Origin of the sequence: Legionella tunisiensis, from assembly GCF_000308315.1 — a bacterium.
GTDB classification, from domain to species: Bacteria; Pseudomonadota; Gammaproteobacteria; order Legionellales; family Legionellaceae; genus Tatlockia; species Tatlockia tunisiensis.
This window is the reverse complement of the sequence record NZ_CALJ01000035.1, coordinates 1-22,916: the sequence shown is the minus strand read 5'-3', so window position 1 is coordinate 22,916 and position 22,916 is coordinate 1. Positions and strand designations below refer to the sequence as shown.

Here is a 22,916-nt window from a genome sequence, read left to right as displayed (position 1 = left end):
TAGTACCTAGAGAGGATTGGACTATCCTTAAACGGAGTGGTTCATCACCGCGACTCTGGAAAAATGTTAATGAACTCGGTCTTCTTCAAAGACCTGAGTGGCAATCGTTGAAAACCTCTCTGGATCCCTTATGGATTGATGAGGTTTTATTTAAACTTATAGATGTATCTCTTATTAAGATTCCTTTTGACAAAGAAACTCTCAAAAGAGCTATTATTGGCTGGATGAAAGGGGATTCTTATGAAGAAATTGCTAACGCATGCGATATTGAAATTGATGCTGCGCTTAGACTGTTATGCCATACAATTGGGTACGAGTTACAGGACGCGATAGCCAAGCTGTCTCTCTTAGCAGAGTCGTATCACGGAGATGACAATATATCAGAGATGGCAAGCAGTTGGCCTTCGCTTTTACAATATGGTTTGTATGACCTCCAGCAGCTTGATTTGTTTGAAAAGGGAGCCAGTGATAGGCTCGGCGTCTGGGGATTATCAAGATATTTAAGAGATTACAACATTTTACTGCGCAATAAAGAACTACTAAGCTTTCTACATCAAAATGCTAACAATATTATTAATTACCTAAACGAAGACCCCCGTGTACCTACATTGTGTATAAAGCGCACATGTGAAGAATTAAAAATTCGCTTGAATTAGAGATGCCTCTCAATACTCCTATATCTGCTAACCTTAGTCCTGACCCATTTATGCTGTTGCAAAAACCTCACGTGAGCCACTAAGAGAATTAATGAAGAAATGATAAATAGGTCTCAAGAGTTCATAAAGATTCAAGGCCTGCTCTGTCTTCATTTGCTCATTCTGTCCTAGCAAGATGGCCTTTTTGATTCTCATGTAAATGGTTTAAAATATTCACACAAGCTCTAGTTGCATAGTCGTGAGCAAAATACGCTTCGAAGCTATCTAAATCTTCTGACACACCTATTTTATAAGCATCCCAGCGTTCCTCTGCTATTAGATGAGGGTTCAATAAAAAATGAGCAATATAGTTTAAGGAAGAGTCGATAAATCCTAAATTATCATACAGTATTTTTATATTAAAAGTTATAGGCTCGATTGCTGTACATTCAATATGAGCAGCACGTTTGTTTCGGAAAAGCTTGAATTCATTTGTTGCACTGTTTAGTGCATTGAGTCCATTTTTTAATTGGCTGTTTCTTTTAAGCACGTAGGCTAAAGGTTCGGGTAAGATTAATTTTAAGAAATCTGAAATATATTCAGAAAAGCCTTCTGCAAGTTTGTAGCAGGATAACATTATTTCTGGGCATATTGTTTCCATCTGCAGCCACCCCCAGAAAGCTTCACCATATAATTCAGAATTTACCTCCTTATGCCCCGCGATAACCATGAAAATTTTAATTTTCTAGCACAACTCATTAACTCGCCACGTAATTCATTGAATCGTTTTTCATGTTGATGGAAGGATGTTTTAATTGCTTTTAAGTCTAGGTCTATTTTTTCTGTTGTGTCCATTCTAATTTTCTCATTCGTAATATCGATTGATTTTAACTAGTCGTTTTAAAAAGCTGAGCTGTAAGTTGTTCGCCCTTATTAGAAACACCCCAATTTTCCAGTTGCAACTCACTGCGGAATAAAATAAGATTAAAACGCGTTTGTAATTTTAAATGCACTAAAAGCGCTGATAGGAGGGATTGCAGTCCCCCGCTACCAGCTAACCACAATCATCTTCTCGGAGACAATTATGGCTAACGTCATGGTATTCGATTTGCTCATCTTTTTTCAACGTTTCTTCCGCAGGAAACGGCGTAAAACCCCCATTTTTTCGACGTGACCCTTAGGGTTTGTTGGCTATTTGCGCAAGTAAATCGCTAAACGAACACTAATGTTTCCAATACTCACTGCACGGGTAGGAACAGTCACGTCTCTTGCTCGTGTTCTTTTTAAAAGGTAGCTGTTGGGCGAGGCGCCTAACCTACGTTGGAGAAAGTGCATGGACAGTAACAGGATTAACAAACAAGACTTTATTAATTACCACAGCGCGAAGCAAAAACAGTTTTTTAAAGCTTTTGCGCGGGATTACTTAAACTATTTAGGGAATCCTAATCCGACCAATAAACAACTTACTGCCGTACAGATTTTGTTATCACAGGCGTGGGTGCCGCGGCCGATTTGTATCGATGGGCGCTTAACCACACGGGAACAGCAGTGTTTGTATTTATCCTCGCTGGGGAAAAGTATTAAAGAGATTGCTACCTTTTTTGATGTGTCGGAACGGCAGGTTGTATGGCATCGTAATAATATTTTTCTGAAATTTGATTGTAAAAACATAGCAGAGGCGATTGCCAAGGGGATGCGTTATGGAGAAATCGCGCCGCCTGATTAAGGCCGGTGGAAAACCGGTGGTTCCCTGCTGGACGAAGCGCCCAACCGACAAAACTATAAAAAGGAATAAATCATGGCCCAACTTTTAATCGTGGAAGATAATTTTATCTGCCAACAAATGTATCTTTCATTGTTGAGTGAAGAATATCAATTAACGTTGACAGAGACTGCGCAGCAAGCGTTGGATGCGCTGACAATGCAATTCTTTGATTGCATCCTGCTTGATTTAGGATTACCAGATAGACCAGGCGAAGAGCTCTTGCCACTTATTCGCTCTAATCCTTTAAATAAGGATAGCGCTATCATTGTTATTTCAAGCCATGTTGATGAACTTCTAGGGCAACAATGTCAGGCTTTGGGAGCTAACCAAATCTATATAAAACCCGTGCTTCCTACTATGTTGCGGCAAATGGAGGCAATATTCTCCGCACCATCTCGAATAGAAAGCTCCTAATACTTAGAGATTTCTCACTACGCTCGGCATGACGAAGAAAATGATTTCAACAAACAACAGCCCTGTAGCAACTGCCTTGAGTTCCTGGCTCAATATAGTTGCTGCATTTATTATCATGTTTAGATCAATGTCTGGCAGCGGAAATTGGGGTTTCAAAGTCGGGCGGATTAGCCGGGAATATTTCCCAATCAACGAATCGAAAATGACCTTGCATCTGGTGTGAAAACTATTGTAATCTTTTGATCTTTTGAAGTATTAAACGGATTTAATTTTGCTAAGGACTCACTTGGGGCAATGGACCCTACCTCTATTTTTAACCTTGCTTGGTTGTTGCTCTATTAATGCCTGGTCATCGCAGGTTATTTATGGGGCACAAAATGCAAGGCTGTTTGCGGGAAATACGCATAAAAAAATTTATTTCTTGCAATTAGGCGCATTTTCTAACAAAAGTAACGCCAAAAATATAGCCAAAGCGATTAAAAATAAAACTCAATTTCCTGTCGTCATCACACCGGTATCGGCTATGTTTGCCGTTCGCATAGGGCCTCTCAATGCGCAAGAACTTCATCAAATGGGAGCAAAATTTTCAGGAAATTTAAAGCAATGCCGCATGCAGAAACAGGTTGTTCCTCATCAAAAAATTAATAAAATGCAGGTAAACCCCTCAAGACTTGCGCCACCTAAAACAGTAGACCATGCTAAAACAACCTGGTTCACATCGTCTCCGGACGTAAGCAATAGTTGGTATTTGGCAGCAAAAAATTGGTGCGCAAAGAACACATGTCGATGATCAATTAACAGTAGGTAATGGTAGTGGTTTCTCTAGCCCTTATGATAAAGATACCTATACGATGGACTCAGAGTCTTCTGCAGTGCTAGGTGTTGGCGGCGGTTATCGCTTTACCCATTTTATTGTTCCAGCTGTATCGGTTGGAATACATTATTCTCATTTCTTTAGCAGAAAAATTAAGGGGCAAATTATGCAGTACAGCTTGCCCGAATTCACCAATTATAATTATCAATGGAACCTATCATCAGACTTAATTTTAGCATCATCAAAAATTAATGTTCTGGAAATCCATCATGTCATGCCATTTGTTCAGGCTGGTATTGGAGTCAGTATTAATCATATGAGTGAATACAGTGAAAGTGTATTACCCAATGTAACGCCACGTATTAACCCCGGTTTTTCTAATCACAACCGTACTACTTTTGCTTACCAGTTAGGAGCTGGATTAGATTGGGCTGTCAAACCACAATGGTTGCTTTCTGTAGGATACGAATACACGGATTTAGGTAAATTCAGTTCAGGACCAGGCCTTCAGGAATGGAGTAGTGCAACGTTGTCGTCTCGAACGCTAACCAGCAACGCAGCGATATTTGGAATGACCTACCTGTTTCATGGTTAAAACCATCCCTGTATGCAGGCACGGATCTGCAAATCGATTCGGGATGAGAACTGCACTCCTTTTCAACGAGTGTAATTTTTAAGTGTGATGGAGCGCAAACTCCATCAGAATAATAAGAAAGGATCATCATGAACCGCTCTGTTCGTATCATAACAAGTTTTTTCTATTCTTATTTACTTTTTTGACTTATGCGGGGAAAGATCCTATCGCCTGGCGGGCTTCAAATGGTTTTCCTGCACAAACCTCGGTTGGTCAAACTTATACCATTGTTTATACATTCACTAACCAACTACCTTTTTCGTTAGTAAGGCCATTAATTATCGAGCATTTGGCAAGTTCTGCAGTGGAATTTACTGTTAATGATCTATGCACTGGGCGTTTATTAGCTGCAGGAGCATCCTGTACAGTTACTATCGCATTAAACCCACTAGTGATTGGTCAAAAATCATTGAAATTGACGATTGCAGGCTATAGTAGAGATCAAGTTCCTTTACCAGAACTCATTACAATCGCAACGGGCCAATCGTTAAGTGCTGTCACAGGGTCAGTGACCGACTCTTTACCATCCCAATTAACCAATGGTTCAACTGCTAGTTATAAATTTACCTTCACCAACCAGAGCACTATTGATGCAACTAATCTATCAGTCAATGTCTCACAAACACAGGGGATACCAAATCATACGTCCACTTGTACCGGTACGCTTTCAGCCAACGGAGGAGTCTGTTACGTAGAAGGGACCTATACGGTGACCTCTACTACGCCTTCTATTCAAGAAGTAACGGCAACACTTTCTTATAGCGGTCCACCCGATAGCCCCGTCCAAATCAGTACATTAACCCAAGTAGTCAATCCAGCAGCCCCTTTAGTTGGTACCGTAGTGACGGAGTTCTCTTTACCGCCATTGATTGTGCAAAACAGCGTACATCAAATTCAATTCTTATTTACAGCGACAGGTTCTGTCGATATTACTGGGGGTGCAACTATTGGTTGCGATCAGGGAGGAAACGATTGTTCAGCAACCCTGTCTGCTGTTGCTGGCAGTTGCCTGACACCCCAAACCTTGACCAATGCAGCTTGTCTTTTAACGGTGACTTTTACGGCACCTGTAGCGAATGATCCACCCGATACTTATGTGTTAACAGCACAGGTTCCTTATTCTGTTAGTGGTGTTCCTCAGCCTGCTGCTACAGCAATTACTTCTGGTTCCGTTGTTGCAGCATTACCAACAAGCAGGACCGTTAGCGTAGTCAATAACTGTAATTTCGATGTGTGGTTTTCACTTAACGGCAGCAGCTTGACCAGTACGCCTAATTGCCCAACACAGGCTTGTCCTGCAGGTACCAGCTGTAATACCTCTACCCACAAATGCTATTGGAATAATCCCTCACCCAATATTGTTGTTGCTCCCCAGGCTTATTTATTAACTGCTAACGGCGGCACAAATAATGTGACCATCAATGTGAATCCTGGAACTGATCCCAGTATTCAATGGAGTGGCAATATCTCCGCAAGTACGCTATGCAATGGGACCTCGTCCTGCCAACAAGCATCTTGCGGTAATAACGGTGGTAGTACAGCTTGTGCACCGGGGGTCGGTTTTACGCAACCTGCAACCCAAGCTGAAATCACTATGAATCTTACTAGTGCAGATAGTTATGATGTGGAAGTGATTAATGGTTTCCACATCCCAATTTCCATGCAACCGGTTTATTACCAATCTGGAGCAACGGTTATTCCGGCTACTCCTGATAATTACAATTGCGGAACGCCTGGTAATAACGTAGCAACCAATGGATTTGGTGCCTGTAATTGGGATAACGCCGTAGTTCCTGTTATTGATCAAGCGCCGGGTAATGGGTTTTATTGGGTTACAAACGGAGGGACGCCTTGCTCTATTACTGCAGGTAATCAGGGCTGTCCAGCGAATACATTCTGTGGGCTCGACAGTAGTTTTAACCAGGTATGTGGTAATTTCCTTGGATACTGGTCTGCGGATCAAGTCTGTGGTGCTAATCCCCCGGCCGCAGTGCAAAGCTACTTTAAATGCAATCAAGCACTTCCCACATCGTCTACGCCGTTTTATCCATCAGGAGCAGTGCTATCTAATTTGATGTTATGTGCTGTTCCTGCCAGTTATACCGGCCCCAGATATAATACCTGTTATAACGCCTATCCAGGTTATTCGGCTAACGACATTGCACAATGTTGTGGCTGTGCTGACTGGTGGAATCCAGCCCAAACAAATAATGTCGCTATCGCTGCAAACTCCAATACTCAAAGCTGTACCCAAGTTGGTGCTTCACAGCCACAAACAAATGTGCAATGGAATTCGTATGTGCAACCAATGATTCAATGGATGAAGCAGGCTTGCCCCTCAGCCTATGTTTATCCTTTTGACGATAAAACGAGTGGTTTCGGTTGCACTAACAATATCAATGTCGCCGGGGAGCCGAATTCTACCAGCTATATTATTACCTTTTGTCCAGGCAATATAACTGGACTTCCCGCTGGTATTAATGAAGGGCGAGGATAATTCTTCCCTCCGGTTTTATTTGTCGTTCCCGCGAAAGCGGGAACCTGGTCATCGCTCATTGATCGCCAGACTCACTCATGACCTTGGTTAAAAAATCCAATGGTTCTGCAATAATTTTCTGCTTTTCACAGCGAGATAATTTTTTGATATACCGCTCTACTTTCAAGGCCTGAGCCTTACTGCCATTAATTTTCCAGGATTGGGCAATACAAATTGGTTTAAAACTACGTGTATATTTACATCTTCCCGTTCCATTAACGTGTGATTGATAGCGTTTATCGAGATCCGTGGTATAGCCGGTGTAATAGGTATTGTTGCTGCATAATAAAATGTAAACCCAATAGCACTGTTTATCTGCTGTCATCGCTTCTCGACTCAAATTACTCTCAGGGACTCATTATATTCTTTCCAGTAGGCTGATATAAATAACCTGTAATACACAACAATCCTATTTATTTTCGTTAAATATTTTATAACCTATTGAATTTATTTGTTTATTTTTATAAGCAGACCATAGCGAAACATCTATGCGCTATAATAAATAGTAAGGAGTCTTTGCTAATATTTTACATTGAAAGTGGCCAAATTATGACCATAAAGATTGTATAATAGGCCTAATAGACTGAATTGATAGCGAGATGAATCATGGCTGGTGAAAAAGACAAAGCGAGTCAAAAAGACAATGAGTTGGAACAAGAAAGGAAGAGAATTGAAGGCGAACGGGATCATGAATTCGAGAAATCAAAAGACATCGATGAAAAGAAACCTTTTGATTGGATTATACATATGATGAAAACTTTTTATGCTCACTATTGAGTTAATACTTTTGCGCGCAGATGACCCGAAAAAAGAAGACCAAAAGAAAACCTTTGAAAAGGAAGATATTTCTGAGGAAGATACTTTTGAAGAGGATATGCAAACAGAGCTTTCGGACTCTAAAATGCTGAAGGGGTTGGGCGTTGAATCAACCCCCAAGCCCAAACCTGTTCCCATAGTACCACTAAATCTCCTAAATATGGATGATGATCCTGAGAACGAAAAAGAGAAAGACGAAGAGGAAGAAAATCAAAATGATGTTGTGTTTTCCAGTCCCTTCCAGATACCCAATCCTCTTTCAACTAAATTGGAGCGGAAAAAATAGGCGTTGGGAGTATTAGCAACGCCTTTATTTTCAACGCCTGAACGAGGTAGAGGTACTTTTTATATTCCAATAAATTTATTGATTTCAGGAACGATCATTTTGCGAAATTTACTGCCATTAAATAATCCGTAATGACCTACGCCTTCCGCCAGATAATATTTTTTCATGCTATCAGGAAGATTTTTGCATAACTCAATGACCGATTTTGTTTGCCCAAGGCCTGTAATATCATCCCGCTCACCTTCAATGATTAAAAGTGAAGTATTTCTTATGTCTTGTAATCGAATGTCTTTTCCTTTTGATTTATAGCGTCCTTTTACCAGTAATTGCTCTTGAAAGACGGTATGGATGGTTTGCATGTAAAACTCAGCAGTTAAATCCATTGTGGAAAAATATTCAAGATAAAATTGGATAATTTTCAATGCCTTATCCCGATGATTAACGGCATAGCTATTAATCGCATTTTTAAGTGATTCCATGTGGCGTGGTAAATTCATGCTCATAAAACCAGACAATTGCATGAATCCCGGATAAACAAGTCTCATTGCGCCAGGAAAACGATTTGGAACCATTGAAATAACATTTTGATGAAACCAATCATCATCTCTAGAAGCAACAAGTTCGTTAACCGCAGTGGGTGATTGACTAGTATCGATAGGCCCGCCTAACAAGATAGTAGTTTGCGGTAATTTGGGATCATTTTCGGTTGACATTAATGCGATCGCAGCCAATACCGGAACTGTAGGTTGGCAAACAGCCATAACATTAAGATCAGGTCCCAGGAGTTTAAAATAGGACATGATATAATCAATAAACTCGTCTAAATCAAACCCTCCCTCTTTTAACGGAACATCACGGGCATTTTTCCAATCGGTGATGTAAACGTCATAGAAAGGTAGTAGTCCTCTCACTGTATCCCTTAACAAGGTTGCGTAATGGCCTGACATAGGCGCAACAACTAGCAATTTAGGGAAGGGTTTTTCACGCAAGATCTCTCTTTTTTAAAGCGAATTAAATTGCAAAAGCTTTTTTGATCGATGGTTTCCTCATAAACATCACAATAATCATCCCCTAACTTAACATCTTTTATACCAAATTCCGGTTTTTCATAAATATTGGTGATCATATGGTATACATACAGATGGCCAGCCAACTCTCTATAATTTTGAATTCCTGCTTGAGTAATATTTTTTAATAGTTCATTTTGTAATTCAGAGAGAAAGGGAATAGTCATTGGTAGACTCAGGGTATCTGCTATCCGTTGAAAACGTTTTGATAGGGTATGGCAGTAATCCGAATAAGGCTGAATGGCCCTCATCGTAAAATCGTACCAATTATAAAGGGAGCGGTTATCAAGTGGGTTATGTAACATAGAGGTTCCTTGTCTATTTTTTCACGGTTTAACACCTCAATTACTCTGCTTAGTATAGGATCACTTCTGAAATAAGAATAGGCGTGGAGTAGTCTGAATCAAACGATTTAACCTGAGAATTTAATAAGCACAAAAGGCTTTTTAGGCGTAAGGCCAGTTTGCAGTGTGTTCTTTTACTCAATCTCAATGGTTTCCTTTGCAATTAAAATCACCTCTTAAAACCGGGCTATCCTTAATAGGATAAGCGTTATCAATTAAGCTCTATGCAGGTAGTGCTGCCAATATAAAAAGCCAGCTGCAAGAAGAGGCACGCCAGGCAGTACCAAGCAAGGTCAATGAATTGCTGAGATAAACCAGTTTGGTGCGGTAGTGGATCAACGAGAGAAAAATAGTGCTCCCGCAATGACCAACGCCGCTACACAAAAACAATCAAGCACCTTTAATCCTTTAAAAACAGATCTTAAACCACGCGATGCTGATTAGTGTTATCCATTAGGGCAACCTGGTCTATCCTCCAATCACACGGCTGCCCTTATTTCTCTGGGGGACTCAATGGATTCTGGCGGTAAAACCTTACCAATAAATCATAAACATCAGGATAATATTGCCTAATAATCATAGGCCTCTCGAAGAAAATCTCACTAAAAACAGCAAAAAATTCGGCCGGGGAAGCTGATGCATAGGAATTAATGGGAATCGGTTTATCCTGTTGCAACTGCTTTTCAAAATCGGCGTATGCGTGATTGAAAACTGTTGCCCATTGTTTTACGGACATCCACTTATGGAGTGGTGGCAACCCATTGGCTCTCCCATTAAGCATGTCTAATTTATGTGCAAACTCATGAATCACCACATTAGAGACACCATTTTTCACTGTGATTTAAGGTATCCTGCCAGGACAAAATGACAGGACCGCGTTGCCAGGATTCACCGCTGAGATGGGCCATATCCTGATGCACTATACCGCATTCGTCCACTTCAACACTCTGCTTACGATAGGCGCCAGGATAGATAATTACGGAGACCCACCCATCATACCAATCTAATCCAAGATTCAGGATTGGTAGACAGGCCTGCAGTGCAATTACTACACGCATAGCGGAGGTGATTTCAAGATCACCAGCAGCTTCTAAGGATTTATAATGAAGAAATAAAGTGGCTAATTTTTTAACTTCGTTCTCTCTTCCTCAGTTAAGCGATGGAGTAAGGATAATCCAAGGAAAGCCTGCTGCCACTCAGTCTCAGTGATCCCTGAATGCTTCATCAGATACTCATGCCACCAATTTTTTATCCATTGAAACATTAACACTCCTTGTTCTATATTTTCAGTCTGTAGTCATTGAAAATCTCTTACTGATTTGAACTCGAGATATATCTAATAACCAACCCAGTATCCTTTTCTCCTCTTTCTGCCAGCAATTGGTAAAATGTTATTATGATTTCTGCTGCCGTCTTTTTATCTAATGAAGGATCATCAGGATATTGAAAAGTCATTTCTACTTCTTTCTCACTATACTTCGTTGATAATAGTTCAATGATTTTATTGAGTATCGTTTGCGCGTGAGTAATATCGGTTTTAGACAACGGAGGTTGGGGTGTTTCCAACGCGCTTTTTATAATGTTCTGATTGGCAGCAGGTATAGGATTCTCAGGGTCCTCAGCAACTAACTCTATTTGATTGGCATCAAGCTTATCTGCAAAAATATTAGGATACTCCATAAATAACACTAATACAGGATTCATCGTATCAAGTTTATTGTAATAATCTATAGTGGCTTTTACCTGTTTATAAATGGCTTCATTGGTTGCTTGTGCACCATATTTTGTCATTTGCGAGCTAACTAATTCACTGGTGTAGGCAATAACATTTTGTGAGTCATTATGAACAATGTCTTTCTTCGTTTTATCTATATACTCTTTAAATTCTTGTGGTGATTTTTGGGCAAGTAAATCAAAAAAGGGGACTCTTTCCTTAAATCACTCTCAAATGTCCAAGCCTGGTAGTAAGGTATACCATACAATTTCATTATCAAGAGCACAAGAGCCACTGCAAAGAGAGTTATCAATAGCTTGTTTTTTGGTCTATTGTGCAAATAATATTGCAATCCACCGACGACTAAAACAGTTAGGCCACCTACAACCAGATAGAGCCAAATCATAATAAGGTTCCTTAATTTTGAATTGGTTTTAGTCCATACTTTCTATTAGGATAGTTGCTATTTGTAAAACTGACCTTGGGTAGTAATAAAAAAGATAACTCGCAGAAACGACAGGATCTATAGTTTTATATTAAAAAACACCGGTTATGATGTTTATTACCACAGGGTTTAAAAAGGAATTTTATGACGCCGAAGATCAAGGAAATTCTAATTAAAATTAGAGAACAAAGACCTTTCATATTAAACATGACGGACTATTTCCCGGTCGACCTCGTAGCTAATGGAGTACGAAGCATAGGCGCATTACCTATCATGAATAATGCGAGGCAAGAAGTAGAAGAGTTGTTGAACTTATCTAAAGCGGTTGTGATTAATATGGGAAAGCTGGATGATAATTTTATCAAACTTTGCAACCAAATCTGTAAGACAGCGAATAAATTCAAAATCCCTATTATTTTAGATCCAGTCGGAGCAGGAGCCACGCAATATAGAACGGATACAGCCATCCGGATTATTAGTAACCATGCTATTTCCATTATTCGAGCTTATCCCAGTGAAATTGACGGGTTATTGAGTGGGCAAGTAGGGCTGCAAAATCATAACGCTACAAATCTCACTGTAATGACCGAGAAAGCTAAATTATTATCTGAAAAATACAAGCTAACCGTTGTTGTCAGTGGAAAAAGACATATTGTGGCTGATAAGAATCGAATAGACTCCTTTAATTTTGACTCGAATCTACTGCAACGAGTAGCTGGTATAGGCAGTTTGCTTTCCGCCATTATTGGCGTTTTTCACTCAGTAGAAAAAGACCAGTACATCGCTGCTAAACATGCAGTGGAGTTTTATGCCCATTGTGTTGGCCCTACTTCCTGCGATGCCCCTGGCCCAGCTTCTCTAATTACACGAATTATTGACAAATTATATATCAAATCATCTGAAGCTTTAATTCAGTCATTGTAGCCTAGCCTAATAGATAATTATCTAGAAGATAGAACTATTATCGAGGCCCATTCGATCCTGAAGTGACTACTCTATCGGTTGAATTATCATTTATAACCCTTAACTCTCCAGCGGGCTTTGGTGGATTTTCTGAGGGCGTCGGAGATACAGTGGAAAAGATAGATGAACCTAGGCGGTAGGTTCCGTGTGCAATGACCGTAGTAGCCAAAACAGATCCGGTGTTAGTAGCAACTTTTTGGAAAAAGCGTAGCATAATTCTATCCCTAAATTAATTTGATTGATTTAAAATTGTCCATTATACAATAAATCACGTAGGAAGAAACCATTTTTATAAAATAAAAATGGTCTTCCTACTGAGCCCGTAACTAGTTAGGGCCCTTTGGTGTAACTTGGGTAGGTGTAGTTTGTGTAGAAGAGTGAGTATCTTCTGCAGAAGATACCTCTTCACAAATAAGCCTTTGCTCAGAAAATTTGCCAAAAAATCCTTGCGGATTTCCTCCAGGTTGATATTCCAAAGGAACAACCCTTTTTAATGGCTCAGTCCCTAATGTTTCACCAACCCCTGATATAATAGAATAAATCATTGCAGTGAGTGCCATTCTTATAGGTAACTGTTTGGCCGCATTTCCAAAAAATGTTTGCGCTGCTTGCTTTGGATTGCTTTTAAAGCTGTCAAAAAGTTCTTTGACTACGCTCAGTGTAGTTCTACTTGTTAATTGACCATCGGTAATGGTTGCTCGAACTATTGTATAATCGCAAGCGACAGCGAAAGGATATGAGAAAAAGGCAGCGGCTGATCCGCTCAAAGCACCAGCAAAAAAATGCTTGGCTTTTTTATTCTTGATGGGTAAGGCGTTTGCAACATGTCCCTCTAAGACGCAAAGAGCGGCGAAATTAACTAATCCACCCATATACCCCGGTACAAATCCTCCTTTCATCAAATGGTAAAAGTTATTTGGTGTGTACCATTTAAAATCCTTAGGCATCAAACCAGGTATTTTTTGCAAGGTAGAGTAAGACCCTGGAACCTGGTTTACGAGCATATCACCAAAAGATGCAGACGCAACAAATCCTAACTTCTCTTTCGAGAGTTTCTTCACTCCTCTTTCCTGCATTAATTCTTCTTCTCTAAGTAAAGAAGAAGAATATTCTTCACTGACCACCTCAACAGGCTTATTGTTTTTAACGCCGGTCACATAAACGGTTCTTGCTACAGAACCTTTTAAAGACATCGCGGTTCCTCTATATAGCGTCTGCATAAATGATAAAAAACCAACATTGGCAGCACTCGGCGGTAAAAACGTCCCATGCAGGCTCAGGCTTGCAATGAGCGATCTTAATGGACTTTGTACCGATACAATACCACCGCTTGTTATGGCTGCCACGGTAGCGAAATTTGCAGCATCCCAAGTCTTTTGGTGCAATTCTGGGGGAGTTAGACCCAAACGTTTAGCCCAGTATGCCGCTACAGGATTTTTCGCAGGGGTTACAGGAATTTCTCTTTTATCTCTACTCATTAACAGCCTCTTTTTTATAATTACAGCTTTTAGGGTTGCGTTACTATAGAGAGTAATTCTTAACAAAATATTAACAAATTAGATTTTGTAGATTCACCATGTATAAACAAATAGCACTAAAAGATTGAATGAAAAACATTATGAGCTAAAGTAGCTCTTTTTGTATAATTATTAATGCGTTGGGTGTTTTTTAGAGCGCCTGAATAGGAGCAATGGTGCACGGCTGTTTTACAGTTCGCGTAAAAAACAAGTGATTCCTTTTGAGAATAACGGCATAGCGATATATTAATACATGATTGCTTTTATTTTTGTCCACTGATTCGTCAATCTTTAAAAAGATAAAGATATTCTCCATAACCCGCTTGTTCCATTTTATCCTTCGGAATAAATGTCAGTGCAGCTGAGTTCATACAGTATCGTAGCCCTGTTGGTTTGGGCCCATCTTTAAATACATGGCCTAAGTGAGAGTTTGCGTATTTGGAACGAACTTCTGTGCGTACAATGAAAAATAACTCCTATCCGTATGCAAAACCAGATACGACTCATCGATTGGTTTCGTAAAACTAGGCCATCCAGTTCCTGAATCATATTTATCTTTGGAACTAAATAAGGGTTCCCCTGAAATAACATCAACATAGATCCCTTCCGCTTTATTATCCCAATAAGCATTATCAAAGGCTTTTTCTGTTCCTTCATGTTGGGTCACTTCATACTGCAAAGGATTAAGTTTTTTAAGTTGTTCTGATTTATTAAATTGAGGCGTATAAGCCATCCCATTAGTCAGTATAAACATAAACAACAGCATACAAGTCAGTCTTATCATACCCTACCTCCGCAAGCCTATTTACGTGGTGTGACATGGCAAAGCCTGTTTAGGGTTTTCCCTTAGAATGAATTTTTTATTCTTTTAATGAGGCCATATCAATAACAAAACGATATTTCACATCACTTTTTAACATACGCTCATACGCTTCGTTAATTTTCTGAATCGGGATCATTTCGATATCAGGTAATACCTTATGTTTAGCACAAAAATCCAACATTTCCTGCGTTTCTTTGATTCCACCAATCAGTGAGCCTGCTACACACTTGCGCTTGAAGACTAATGGACGCGTATCTAATGGCGATTTAAGTAGTTCCACTGCACCAACAATAACCATCGTTCCATCTCGTTTTAGTAAATTCAGATAAGGATTAACATCATGTGTTCTCGGAATGGTATTGATCATAAAATCAAAATAGTTTGCAAATTTATCCATCATTTCTGCATCAGTAGAAATTAAAACCTTGGATGCACCTAAGCGTCTGGCATCTTTTTCTTTATCTGGCGATGTTGTTACCATCGTGACTTCTGCGCCCAATGCATGGGCAATTTTAATAGCCATATGCCCCAAACCACCTAATCCAATCACGCCAACTTTATCCCCCTTTTTAACTTTCCAGTGACGCATCGGAGAATAAGTGGTAATTCCGGCACAAAGTAAGGGGGCAACTGCTTTAACATCTAATGAACCAGGTACTTTTAAAACAAAATCTTGATTGACGACGATGCTGTCGGAATAACCGCCATAGGTCATACCACCTGTTTCTTTCTCAGGGCTATTGTAAGTGAATATTTGCCCCGTCTCACAATATTGTTCTAGTCCATCTTGACAGCTAGCGCACTTCTGGCATGAGCCGACAAGGCATCCAACTGCAACGATTTCACCTTCTTTAAATGTTGTTACCTTGTCCCCAACCTTGATCACTTTGCCAACAATTTCATGGCCAGGTACGACCGGATAAACAGTACTTTACCACTCATTGCGTGCTGTATGCAGATCAGAATGGCAAATACCACAATATAAAATGGCAATATGCACATCTTGAGAGTTCGGGGTTCGGCGTTCAAAAGCAAATGGTTCAAGCAAACTAGTCGGTGATTTTGCAGCATATCCTTTGGCTTTAATCATGATACTCTCCCTGAATCCTTTATGTCATATTAGTACTCATCCTGCTGCTCTTCAAATCAGTTTACTTTAAATGTGTTTGCAATAAGCAGCTTATGGTGGTTTTCTTTTATTCGGTCTGTTTTCATTTAAAGGAGAACTAATAGTACTATTGTATGAAGAACAATTGGAAATTGAAAAGCCTGTAAGGAGATATACTATGCGTGGCATTTTATTAAAGCCTTTACGGGAAGGAGATACGATAGGCATTGTTGCACCGTCGAGTCCTTTACAACAAGAAGATATTGAAAAAGGTATTGGTTTCTTGCAGCAATTAGGTTTTAACCTAAAATTAGGCGCTCATCTTTATGAGCGCGATAGATTTCTTGCTGGTAGCGATGAAAAGCGTGCACAAGATGTGATGAATTTTTTTGCCGACTCTTCTGTCCAGGCCATTTTTGTAGCCCGTGGCGGCCAAGGCTCACAGCGTATTTTACCCTTACTGGACTATTCAATAATCAGCAAAAATCCCAAAAAATTAGTTGGTTTTAGTGATACAACAGCCCTGCAATTAGGTCTTTTTAAACAATCCAATCTTGTTTCTTACTCAGGCTACACCTTAACAACAAAGACGACCCCACTTTTGGAAAAAACGTTATTGGCTTGTTTAACCGATGAAGCGTTTCAAATTAACGAAGGTGAAGTTGGAAACCCCGGCATTGTGCGAGGAATTTTAGTCGGTGGAAATTTATCATTACTAACCTCTTTAATTGGCACACCTTATCAACCCAATTTTAAGAAGACAATTCTGTTACTCGAGGACGTCAATATTGAGCCTTATAATGTCGATAGAATGTTATCGCATATAGACCTGGCTGGAATCTTTAATCAAGTTTCAGGTGTTATTTTCGGTCAATTTGAGAATTGCTTTTCTGAGTCCACGCCCGCTGATGGTTCTATAACTCAAGTCATTCATGAGTGGATTGGCCGCTTATCTGTTCCTTGCATCAAAGATTTTCCTTACGGTCATGGGATAAGAAAATGTGTTGTGCCGATAGGGAGAGAGATTTTATTGGACGCTGATTCAGTGTGTGTAAGTGTTGAATAAATCCAACCCAAGCGCTAAGACCAACAAATGAAAAAAGAACTTCGCTGGGTTGAGCATTCTTTCAAAACGGAAGAATGACTCCAGCTTCTCAACGCGTTTAAATTCTATATACTTGTTTCCCTTGGAATCATTTAAATCAAATCACTATCAAATCGCAGGGAACGCGTAATGAGTCATATTTATTCATCGGAAATAAGAGAAAACATAGAAACTGATAAAGTCGCCGCGGTTTTAAAATGGATTCTTCTGATCACTGCAATCGTCTGTTTTACGATCCTCATATGGGGTACTGTCAAAACTTATGAACTAGCCCCGCCATTACCGAAAAAATTTATTAGCGAATCCGGTGAGGTCATTATGACTGCCGAAGATATCGTTGCGGGCAAAGCTGGTTTCCAGCGTGCTGATCTAATGGATTATGGTAGTCTATATGGTATGGGCTCGTATTTCGGCGAGGATTTCACAGCGAAGTACCTTGTGCAACTTGGAAGATTAATTGAAGAAGACATTGCCCAAACTGATTTTGAGAAAACCGTTGGCAATTTATCAGAGGGAGAGCAATATGTTACTCGTAACAGGATGCAACAGAGCTTACATCAGATAAGGCTCGATCAAGGGACAGCTATTTTATTACCCCCTGTTGTAAAAGCCGTCAGGCAATTACAAGTGGAAATATCTGAAGCACTTCTTAATCATGATTTTGAAACGGGTTATACGCGTGCTTATAGTCTGGACAAGCAAAGTGCGTTGCAAACAGCGAGTTTTTTAATTTATTCTTCGCTGACAACCATTGCTCATCGGCCTGGTAAAAATTATTCCTACACGAATAACTGGCCGCATGAACCTACAGTAGGCAATGCTCCTACGTCTGCAACCTTTTACTGGACCTGGATTTCCTTTTGTTTTGTATTCTTTGGTTTTGGTGCCGTACTTTATATCTACCATCGTTATTTAAGCGAATTAGATACTGGCGTCATGACCCCTATCCTTTTAGGATTTAAACCACTTACGGACAGTCAGAGAAAAATGGGCCAATATTTTGTTATTGCCGCAGTTTTTCTATTAATCCAAATCATGGTCGGTGCGATCATGGCGCACTATTATACTGAGCGCGATAGTTTCTATGGCATTACTATTAATACATTTTTACCATTTAATTTCCTACGCGATGTCCATACTCAAACACCCATTATATGGATTGGGCTTTCCTGGATTAGTGCTGCCATATTTCTTGCTCCAATCATTAGTGGAAAAGAAGCCAAAGGACAAGGATTTTTAGTTGATTTGTTGTTTTGGGTTACTTTATTGGTGGTTGGTGGAGCTATTGTTGGGAACTATCTTGGTATTATGGGGTACGTGAATCCTGTCTGGTTTTGGTTAGGGAATCAGGGCTTATCTTATATTCAACTCGGTAGACTATGGCAAATCGGTTTTTGTGTAGGGCTATTCCTCTGGAGTTTTATTGTGTTTAGAGGCATGTGGCCGGTATGGGAACAACTAAAAACAGCCACTGTGGAGTTCTGGACGGGACAAATTCGCTTGGAACATCTTTTTTGGGCAAGCACAATTAATATCGCTGTGTTGTATTGTTTTGGTATGATTCCTTTAACGGGCATTGAAAAGTCCTTCACCATCACTGATTTTTGGCGTTGGTGGGTTGTACATCTTTGGGTAGAACAATCCTTTGAATTTTTCACCGCCTGCGCAACGGCCTATCTTTTAATGGGTACGGGGTTAGTCTCCAGACGATTAGCCGAGCGTATTGTATTTTTTGAGTCAATCCTGATTTTTCTTGGTGGAGTTATTGGTACAGGACACCATTGGTATTGGACTGGTACACCTGATATATGGATACCGCTGGGAACCATGTTCTCGTTTATTGAAGTATTGCCTCTCGTCCTTTTAATTATTGATGCAATTGAACATCGTCAACTCATTAAAAACAAGGTAATTTTGCCTATAATTTGGCTTATCTTTATATCCTGGGCGCGGCTTTTTGGAATTTTGTTGGGGCAGGGGTTTTCGGGGGCGGGACACTTAATGCTCCTTTAGTCAATTTTTATGAACACGGTACTTTTCTTAGCCTTAATCATGCCCACACTGCATTATTTGGAGCTTTTGGTCTACTTGCGCTGGGTTTAATTTATTTTTGCCTTCGTTATGCAGCAGGTAATCAAATGATTTGGAGTGACCGTTTAGGGATATGGGCATTCTGGCTTTATAATGCTGGTTTGGTTTTATGGGTTTTTTAAATTTCTTCCCTGTTGGTTGGGCCCAATTGATGGATGTTTATGAAAATGGGCTTGCCCATGCCAGAAGTCTTGAATTTTACAATACCACTTTGTTATGGCAATGGTTACGCCTTCCCGGGGATGTAGTATTTGCGCTGGGTGCATTATTAATGGCCTATGATTTCTTAATTAAATTGCGGCCATTTTTTCCAAAACTAGCAAGAGCACATAGCTTGAGTAGGATGACGACTGGCTAAGTGTTTCAGAGAAAATTTATTTTTTACTCAGGGTCAATACCTGAAAATCCCTGAGTTTATGGAGACAGCCGAAGCATTGCTTTGGCCCTCTTTGCTCAATAACTTCTTTATCTCAGTTTTTGCGCAAATAAGGAACCAAATAATCCCTGGAGTGGTTTACCATGCTCATCCAATTTATGAAGCTGTCCCACGGTTTCTTTATATTCAAGAATTGACCAACCACAGTCCTGGTAAAAATGATACAGTTCGTTTCTTTCTGCCAAAAAGTAAAGAATGACGGATAGGCATATGGCTCTGCTTTGATTGGAAAAATCAGGAAATTAAATCCTTGTGCAGTGGTTATTTGTTGGAGTTCATTTAACAACATTGGGATGCGCTGCGCATTTAAAAATGGCAGCGTCATCGTTGAGTAGACAAAATCGTAGGCGTGGTGACTCAGGTTTAATGGCAAATTTAAATCATGGATAACCGTTTGAATAGTTGTCAGCTCTTCTTTGTGAGCTATCTCAGTCACTTGTTGAAGGGAGGTTGCATTGATGTCTACACCGGTCACTGAATGCCCTAATGATGCCAGGAAGAGAGGATTTCTTCCGGAACCGCATCCTACATCCAATACGGTCATTGCTTCTTGTTTATGTAGATAAGTCTGGTACACCTGCAATAAGTCGCTATGGATCTGCAGCAGACCATATTTTTTAGAGAAATATCGTTCTGGTTTGCAATAAAATTGGAGTGAGGCACGCCAATATTTGCTGAGTGGAATGACTTTATGCCAGGAAGCCGGTGGAATCAGTAATTGCGGTGCATCCTGATTTACTCGATGCCGTGCTAACTCGTCTTCTGCGCCATTAAGAAAAATAAAATCGATTTCCCCTTCTCTCAGGTGCAAAAGTCCCCAGGTTCCTTCTTTAGTGCTATGTTTATTTAGAAAAAATTGCAGGTTACCCTGCTCATTAAGTTCTATTTCTTTATAGCAGCGTAGTTCATCATAATTGATCGGCATGTCTTATCCCTTCGAGCGCCTCGAAAATTGGATTCTAACAAGCACCGTACCTTTGTAAAGGGATTCCATGTGTCAAATGATCATGCTCTTCGACCTTCGGCAGATGAGTCAATAGACGATAAATGCCAGGTTCCTCCTGTTTGGCTGCAGTAAGCGTAGATTGGGATTTGGCTCGACCTGGCTGTTACATCAAGGAAAAGAATTATTTTTAAACAATTGTATAATATCCAGCAAATAGTATATATATCGTATATGGTGATTAATTAATTTCCATATTTTTCTATGAAGAACTCTGACCTTCTGAAAATAGCGCGAGAAGCAAGCGTATAGGCTAGGGAACACATAAAACAAAGTGAGACAACACCTCAGGTTAAGTTTTATAAGAAAAATGTCGCTTTATTGGGTGGAGATTTCGCTCCAATAAGAAGGGATGCACTGCAAAAAAGATATCCAGATCTTTATGAACAACGCAAAACAGCAGGCTATAAAGAAAGTGCCATTATTTATACGTTGCAAGATATCGCTAAGGGAAACCTTGGGCAAAAAGTAGCCGATATGCGCGCTCAAGCTGATAAGTTATGGAAAGATTTTTGTAAGTATAAAGGTGTCGACGAATACTCTGAACACGGTCAGTCAATGAGAAGGCAGGCACTAGAACTCTGTGTTTTAGAGAAAAAAATAGGCAATTGTGGCGAATTTGCCACACTGGCCTTTCACTATATCCAAAGAAATTATTCTGAACAACTTGCGGAAATGAATCTTACTGTCCTTGGGGTCAATGGTAGTAGACATATTGTAGTCAGTTTGGGGGGCGTGATGATAGGGTCATATGTGATCCCACCTTGGACGTTGTTTTCGAATTAAATAAGGATCCTGAAAAATTACATGATGTTGCTCAATCTCGCGGGAAGAACACTTATTATCCATACTCTCCCGAGTATCACCCTCTTAGAGAATTAGCCATATACAATCCAGAAGGAGCGCTTAATCAGGAGGAAATAGACGAATTAAGGCAATTCAAAAGCGAGGGAAAAAGCCCAGTCATTGATTTACCATCTGCTCGTGCACAGAATGCAGTGAGCACAGGAGACGCAGAGAATATTGAAGAAAACCTGAATCAAGAGGAAACTTTTAAACAAATCTGTGCCGAAGCAATTGCAACTACATATGCTAAACCTTCCATGTCTTCGGCTCCCGAGGAAAAGCTCAAATACGCTTTGCAATGCTACATCAAAGCAAGAGCCAGAGAGGCTCAAGTTGTTTCAAATGAAAATGAAGAAGTGTCCTATGATGAAAACAATACTAATCCGCATCCTTTGGCAAAACTCAAATATACAATCATGTGGTGGAAATCAAAATTTAATGCCGAAGATAAGATTTGTACAGCAAAAAAATAATCGATAAATTAGAAGGCCTTAACAAAGGACCCATTACTGCGCGTGAATTAGACATTCTCAGGGATGGCCGCCTTGGATCGGATACCAAACCCTTTCTTGATATTCTGGAAGCAATGCGTGAAAACAAAGACAAATAAGCAAAGGAATGTAATACAATTTTTTCAGTTCAAATAACCTTATTAATTGTCATGATTGATCGGCATGTTCTCTCTTTCGAGCGCTTACGAAAGTGGGATTCTAACAAGTGCCATACCCATTTAAAGAGACTCCATCTGTCAATCTATCATGATTGTCGGTCTTGGGCTGGTGAGTAAATAGACGATAAATGCCAGGCTTTTCCTCTTTGGCTTCAGCAAGACTTGGTTTGTTGGCATGCGTTGATTGATACGTCATGTATGCGGCTGTAATTAGCAAAGCAGCGGGCCAGGATATTGCAGCTACCGTGACGACAAAAGTCGGTCCTGCCGTATTGTAGACTAAATTTTTCCAGAAATTGGTATTTGCGTGCTGATATTCTACGGTTAATTCTTCGAGTAGTTCCTGATGTGTTGGATCATTTGGATGTTTACCGTTTGATAACTCCCGTTGCATGGCCAGGTTTGCTTGCGCACAACTTTTGAATTCATTGGCAGTGGCATATAAAGCGGAACCTAACATCATACTGAAAACGTAAGTCAGGGAAAGACCACCAAACAACAAGAAAATCACGCCAAAGCCAATGGCCTGACAGCAAGCAGCGGTGAAGTTAAAGGCATAATAGGCTGATTGGGCTTCCCATTCGTCCTGTAACATATCCATTTGTCGATTAATGATTGCTAATTTTTGCGAATCAGGGGGCAGATTTTCTTTTTGTGTCTTTAATTCCTGGATCCGGTTATGGTGCTTTATTGCGTCAAATGCCCAATGGGTTACTACTAGCGCAACATTAAACACCAAAGAAACCGCAACCGTATTAACTATTGCGGCTGTTGATAGATGAAACAAGTCCTGTTGATAAATGAGTAAATTGACGGTACCCCAAACCACGTCATTTAACATGGTAAAACCACGTTTATCCAACTCGTCCAGGAATACTTTTTCA

Annotated in this window: 23 protein-coding genes and 6 pseudogenes; 14 read left to right on the top strand and 15 right to left on the bottom strand. The window is 40.0% G+C overall.

Annotation, left to right across the window (positions count from 1 at the left end):
- On the top strand, nt 1–656 hold a 656-nt coding region (locus BN58_RS31470), incomplete at its 5' end, for a hypothetical protein (RefSeq protein WP_026069201.1).
- Nucleotides 657–813: 157 nt separating this feature from the next.
- Here BN58_RS31470 and BN58_RS02690 read toward each other — a convergent pair.
- A complete protein-coding gene (locus BN58_RS02690) occupies nt 814–1,365 on the bottom strand; it encodes a hypothetical protein (protein ID WP_019215538.1) in 552 nt (183 codons plus the stop codon).
- Between the two features lie 603 nt (nt 1,366–1,968).
- Between BN58_RS02690 and BN58_RS02680 the strand changes: the two genes are divergently transcribed.
- The 5 genes from BN58_RS02680 to legT all read left to right on the top strand — a co-directional run bounded on the left by BN58_RS02680 (nt 1,969) and on the right by legT (nt 6,759).
- Entirely contained in the window at nt 1,969–2,361 is a 393-nt protein-coding gene (locus BN58_RS02680) for a helix-turn-helix transcriptional regulator (protein WP_019215536.1), read from the top strand.
- Between the two features lie 72 nt (nt 2,362–2,433).
- Entirely contained in the window at nt 2,434–2,814 is a 381-nt protein-coding gene (locus BN58_RS02675; RefSeq protein WP_019215535.1) for a response regulator, read from the top strand.
- Nucleotides 2,815–3,085: 271 nt separating this feature from the next.
- A complete protein-coding gene (locus BN58_RS32505) occupies nt 3,086–3,604 on the top strand; it encodes an SPOR domain-containing protein (RefSeq protein ID WP_232220279.1) in 519 nt (172 codons plus the stop codon).
- 61 nt (nt 3,605–3,665) lie between these two features.
- Nucleotides 3,666–4,223: an outer membrane protein gene (locus BN58_RS32500; RefSeq protein ID WP_019215533.1), complete on the top strand. Its 558-nt coding sequence runs from the start codon at nt 3,666–3,668 to the stop codon at nt 4,221–4,223.
- Between the two features lie 181 nt (nt 4,224–4,404).
- Complete coding sequence (gene legT, locus BN58_RS02660; RefSeq protein WP_019215532.1) at nt 4,405–6,759, top strand: Dot/Icm T4SS effector LegT; 2,355 nt, start codon at nt 4,405–4,407, stop codon at nt 6,757–6,759.
- 55 nt (nt 6,760–6,814) lie between these two features.
- Here the strand turns inward: legT and BN58_RS02655 are convergent, their stop codons facing one another.
- The gene (locus BN58_RS02655) at nt 6,815–7,123 is read right to left on the bottom strand and encodes a GIY-YIG nuclease family protein (protein WP_026069200.1); all 309 of its coding nucleotides are present in this window, start codon (nt 7,121–7,123) and stop codon (nt 6,815–6,817) included.
- Nucleotides 7,124–7,404: 281 nt separating this feature from the next.
- Between BN58_RS02655 and BN58_RS30455 the strand changes: the two genes are divergently transcribed.
- The gene (locus tag BN58_RS30455; protein ID WP_019215530.1) at nt 7,405–7,575 is read left to right on the top strand and encodes a hypothetical protein; all 171 of its coding nucleotides are present in this window, start codon (nt 7,405–7,407) and stop codon (nt 7,573–7,575) included.
- The gene (locus BN58_RS02645; RefSeq protein ID WP_019215529.1) at nt 7,562–7,900 is read left to right on the top strand and encodes a hypothetical protein; all 339 of its coding nucleotides are present in this window, start codon (nt 7,562–7,564) and stop codon (nt 7,898–7,900) included. The genes BN58_RS30455 and BN58_RS02645 overlap by 14 nt, the downstream gene beginning before the upstream one ends.
- Nucleotides 7,901–7,959: 59 nt before the next feature.
- On the opposite strand, the gene phaZ is transcribed toward BN58_RS02645, so the two are convergent.
- The 6 genes and pseudogenes from phaZ to BN58_RS02625 all read right to left on the bottom strand — a co-directional run bounded on the left by phaZ (nt 7,960) and on the right by BN58_RS02625 (nt 11,102).
- Nucleotides 7,960–8,889 (bottom strand): polyhydroxyalkanoate depolymerase, encoded by a 930-nt coding sequence (gene phaZ / locus BN58_RS21480; protein ID WP_019215528.1) that lies wholly within the window; start codon nt 8,887–8,889, stop codon nt 7,960–7,962.
- Nucleotides 8,859–9,272: a hypothetical protein gene (locus BN58_RS32495; RefSeq protein WP_019215527.1), complete on the bottom strand. Its 414-nt coding sequence runs from the start codon at nt 9,270–9,272 to the stop codon at nt 8,859–8,861. The genes phaZ and BN58_RS32495 overlap by 31 nt, the downstream gene beginning before the upstream one ends.
- Before the next feature lie 532 nt (nt 9,273–9,804).
- Complete coding sequence (locus BN58_RS35705; RefSeq protein WP_019215525.1) at nt 9,805–10,146, bottom strand: M90 family metallopeptidase; 342 nt, start codon at nt 10,144–10,146, stop codon at nt 9,805–9,807.
- Nucleotides 10,127–10,390: pseudogene (locus tag BN58_RS35700) on the bottom strand (zinc-dependent peptidase); the annotation flags it as partial. The pseudogene BN58_RS35700 and the gene BN58_RS35705, both read right to left, overlap by 20 nt.
- Nucleotides 10,391–10,431: 41 nt before the next feature.
- The gene (locus BN58_RS32490; RefSeq protein ID WP_019215523.1) at nt 10,432–10,575 is read right to left on the bottom strand and encodes a hypothetical protein; all 144 of its coding nucleotides are present in this window, start codon (nt 10,573–10,575) and stop codon (nt 10,432–10,434) included.
- A 47-nt stretch (nt 10,576–10,622) separates the two neighbouring features.
- The gene (locus tag BN58_RS02625) at nt 10,623–11,102 is read right to left on the bottom strand and encodes a hypothetical protein (protein WP_019215522.1); all 480 of its coding nucleotides are present in this window, start codon (nt 11,100–11,102) and stop codon (nt 10,623–10,625) included.
- 512 nt (nt 11,103–11,614) lie between these two features.
- On the opposite strand from BN58_RS02625, the gene BN58_RS02615 reads away from it, so the two are divergent.
- The gene (locus BN58_RS02615) at nt 11,615–12,394 is read left to right on the top strand and encodes a hydroxyethylthiazole kinase (protein WP_019215520.1); all 780 of its coding nucleotides are present in this window, start codon (nt 11,615–11,617) and stop codon (nt 12,392–12,394) included.
- 365 nt (nt 12,395–12,759) lie between these two features.
- Here the strand turns inward: BN58_RS02615 and BN58_RS21470 are convergent, their stop codons facing one another.
- The 5 genes and pseudogenes from BN58_RS21470 to BN58_RS37430 form a co-directional block, all read right to left on the bottom strand.
- Nucleotides 12,760–13,911 carry a hypothetical protein gene (locus BN58_RS21470; RefSeq protein WP_019215519.1) on the bottom strand — a complete coding sequence of 384 codons (1,152 nt, stop codon included), beginning with the start codon at nt 13,909–13,911 and terminating at the stop codon, nt 12,760–12,762.
- A 323-nt stretch (nt 13,912–14,234) separates the two neighbouring features.
- Nucleotides 14,235–14,734 (bottom strand): annotated as a pseudogene (gene msrB, locus BN58_RS21465) (peptide-methionine (R)-S-oxide reductase MsrB).
- 76 nt (nt 14,735–14,810) lie between these two features.
- Complete coding sequence (locus tag BN58_RS37440; protein WP_408605449.1) at nt 14,811–15,461, bottom strand: zinc-binding dehydrogenase; 651 nt, start codon at nt 15,459–15,461, stop codon at nt 14,811–14,813.
- A pseudogene (locus BN58_RS37435) lies at nt 15,438–15,683 on the bottom strand (alcohol dehydrogenase catalytic domain-containing protein); the annotation flags it as partial. The pseudogene BN58_RS37435 and the gene BN58_RS37440, both read right to left, overlap by 24 nt.
- 21 nt (nt 15,684–15,704) lie before the next feature.
- Nucleotides 15,705–15,863 carry an alcohol dehydrogenase catalytic domain-containing protein gene (locus BN58_RS37430; protein WP_019215517.1) on the bottom strand — a complete coding sequence of 53 codons (159 nt, stop codon included), beginning with the start codon at nt 15,861–15,863 and terminating at the stop codon, nt 15,705–15,707.
- 196 nt (nt 15,864–16,059) lie between these two features.
- Here BN58_RS37430 and BN58_RS02590 point away from each other — a divergent pair, with 196 nt between their 5' ends.
- Nucleotides 16,060–16,947 (top strand): S66 peptidase family protein, encoded by an 888-nt coding sequence (locus tag BN58_RS02590; protein WP_026069199.1) that lies wholly within the window; start codon nt 16,060–16,062, stop codon nt 16,945–16,947.
- Between the two features lie 168 nt (nt 16,948–17,115).
- Nucleotides 17,116–19,435 (top strand): annotated as a pseudogene (locus tag BN58_RS21460) (nitric-oxide reductase large subunit).
- Nucleotides 19,436–19,542: 107 nt separating this feature from the next.
- Here BN58_RS21460 and tehB read toward each other — a convergent pair.
- Nucleotides 19,543–20,438 (bottom strand): annotated as a pseudogene (gene tehB, locus BN58_RS21455) (SAM-dependent methyltransferase TehB).
- 399 nt (nt 20,439–20,837) lie between these two features.
- Here tehB and BN58_RS02575 point away from each other — a divergent pair.
- Genes BN58_RS02575 through BN58_RS30450 form a run of 3 tightly spaced genes read left to right on the top strand, consistent with a single transcriptional unit; the run spans nt 20,838 to nt 21,972 of the window.
- Nucleotides 20,838–21,302, top strand: a complete 465-nt coding sequence (locus BN58_RS02575) for a hypothetical protein (RefSeq protein ID WP_019215515.1) — start codon at nt 20,838–20,840, stop codon at nt 21,300–21,302.
- The gene (locus BN58_RS02570; RefSeq protein WP_019215514.1) at nt 21,281–21,835 is read left to right on the top strand and encodes a hypothetical protein; all 555 of its coding nucleotides are present in this window, start codon (nt 21,281–21,283) and stop codon (nt 21,833–21,835) included. Before BN58_RS02575 ends, BN58_RS02570 begins: the two co-directional genes overlap by 22 nt.
- Nucleotides 21,817–21,972, top strand: coding sequence for a hypothetical protein (locus BN58_RS30450; protein ID WP_019215513.1), 156 nt, complete (start codon nt 21,817–21,819; stop codon nt 21,970–21,972). The genes BN58_RS02570 and BN58_RS30450 overlap by 19 nt, the downstream gene beginning before the upstream one ends.
- Before the next feature lie 100 nt (nt 21,973–22,072).
- Here the strand turns inward: BN58_RS30450 and BN58_RS31465 are convergent.
- A pseudogene (locus BN58_RS31465) lies at nt 22,073–22,916 on the bottom strand (hypothetical protein); the annotation flags it as partial.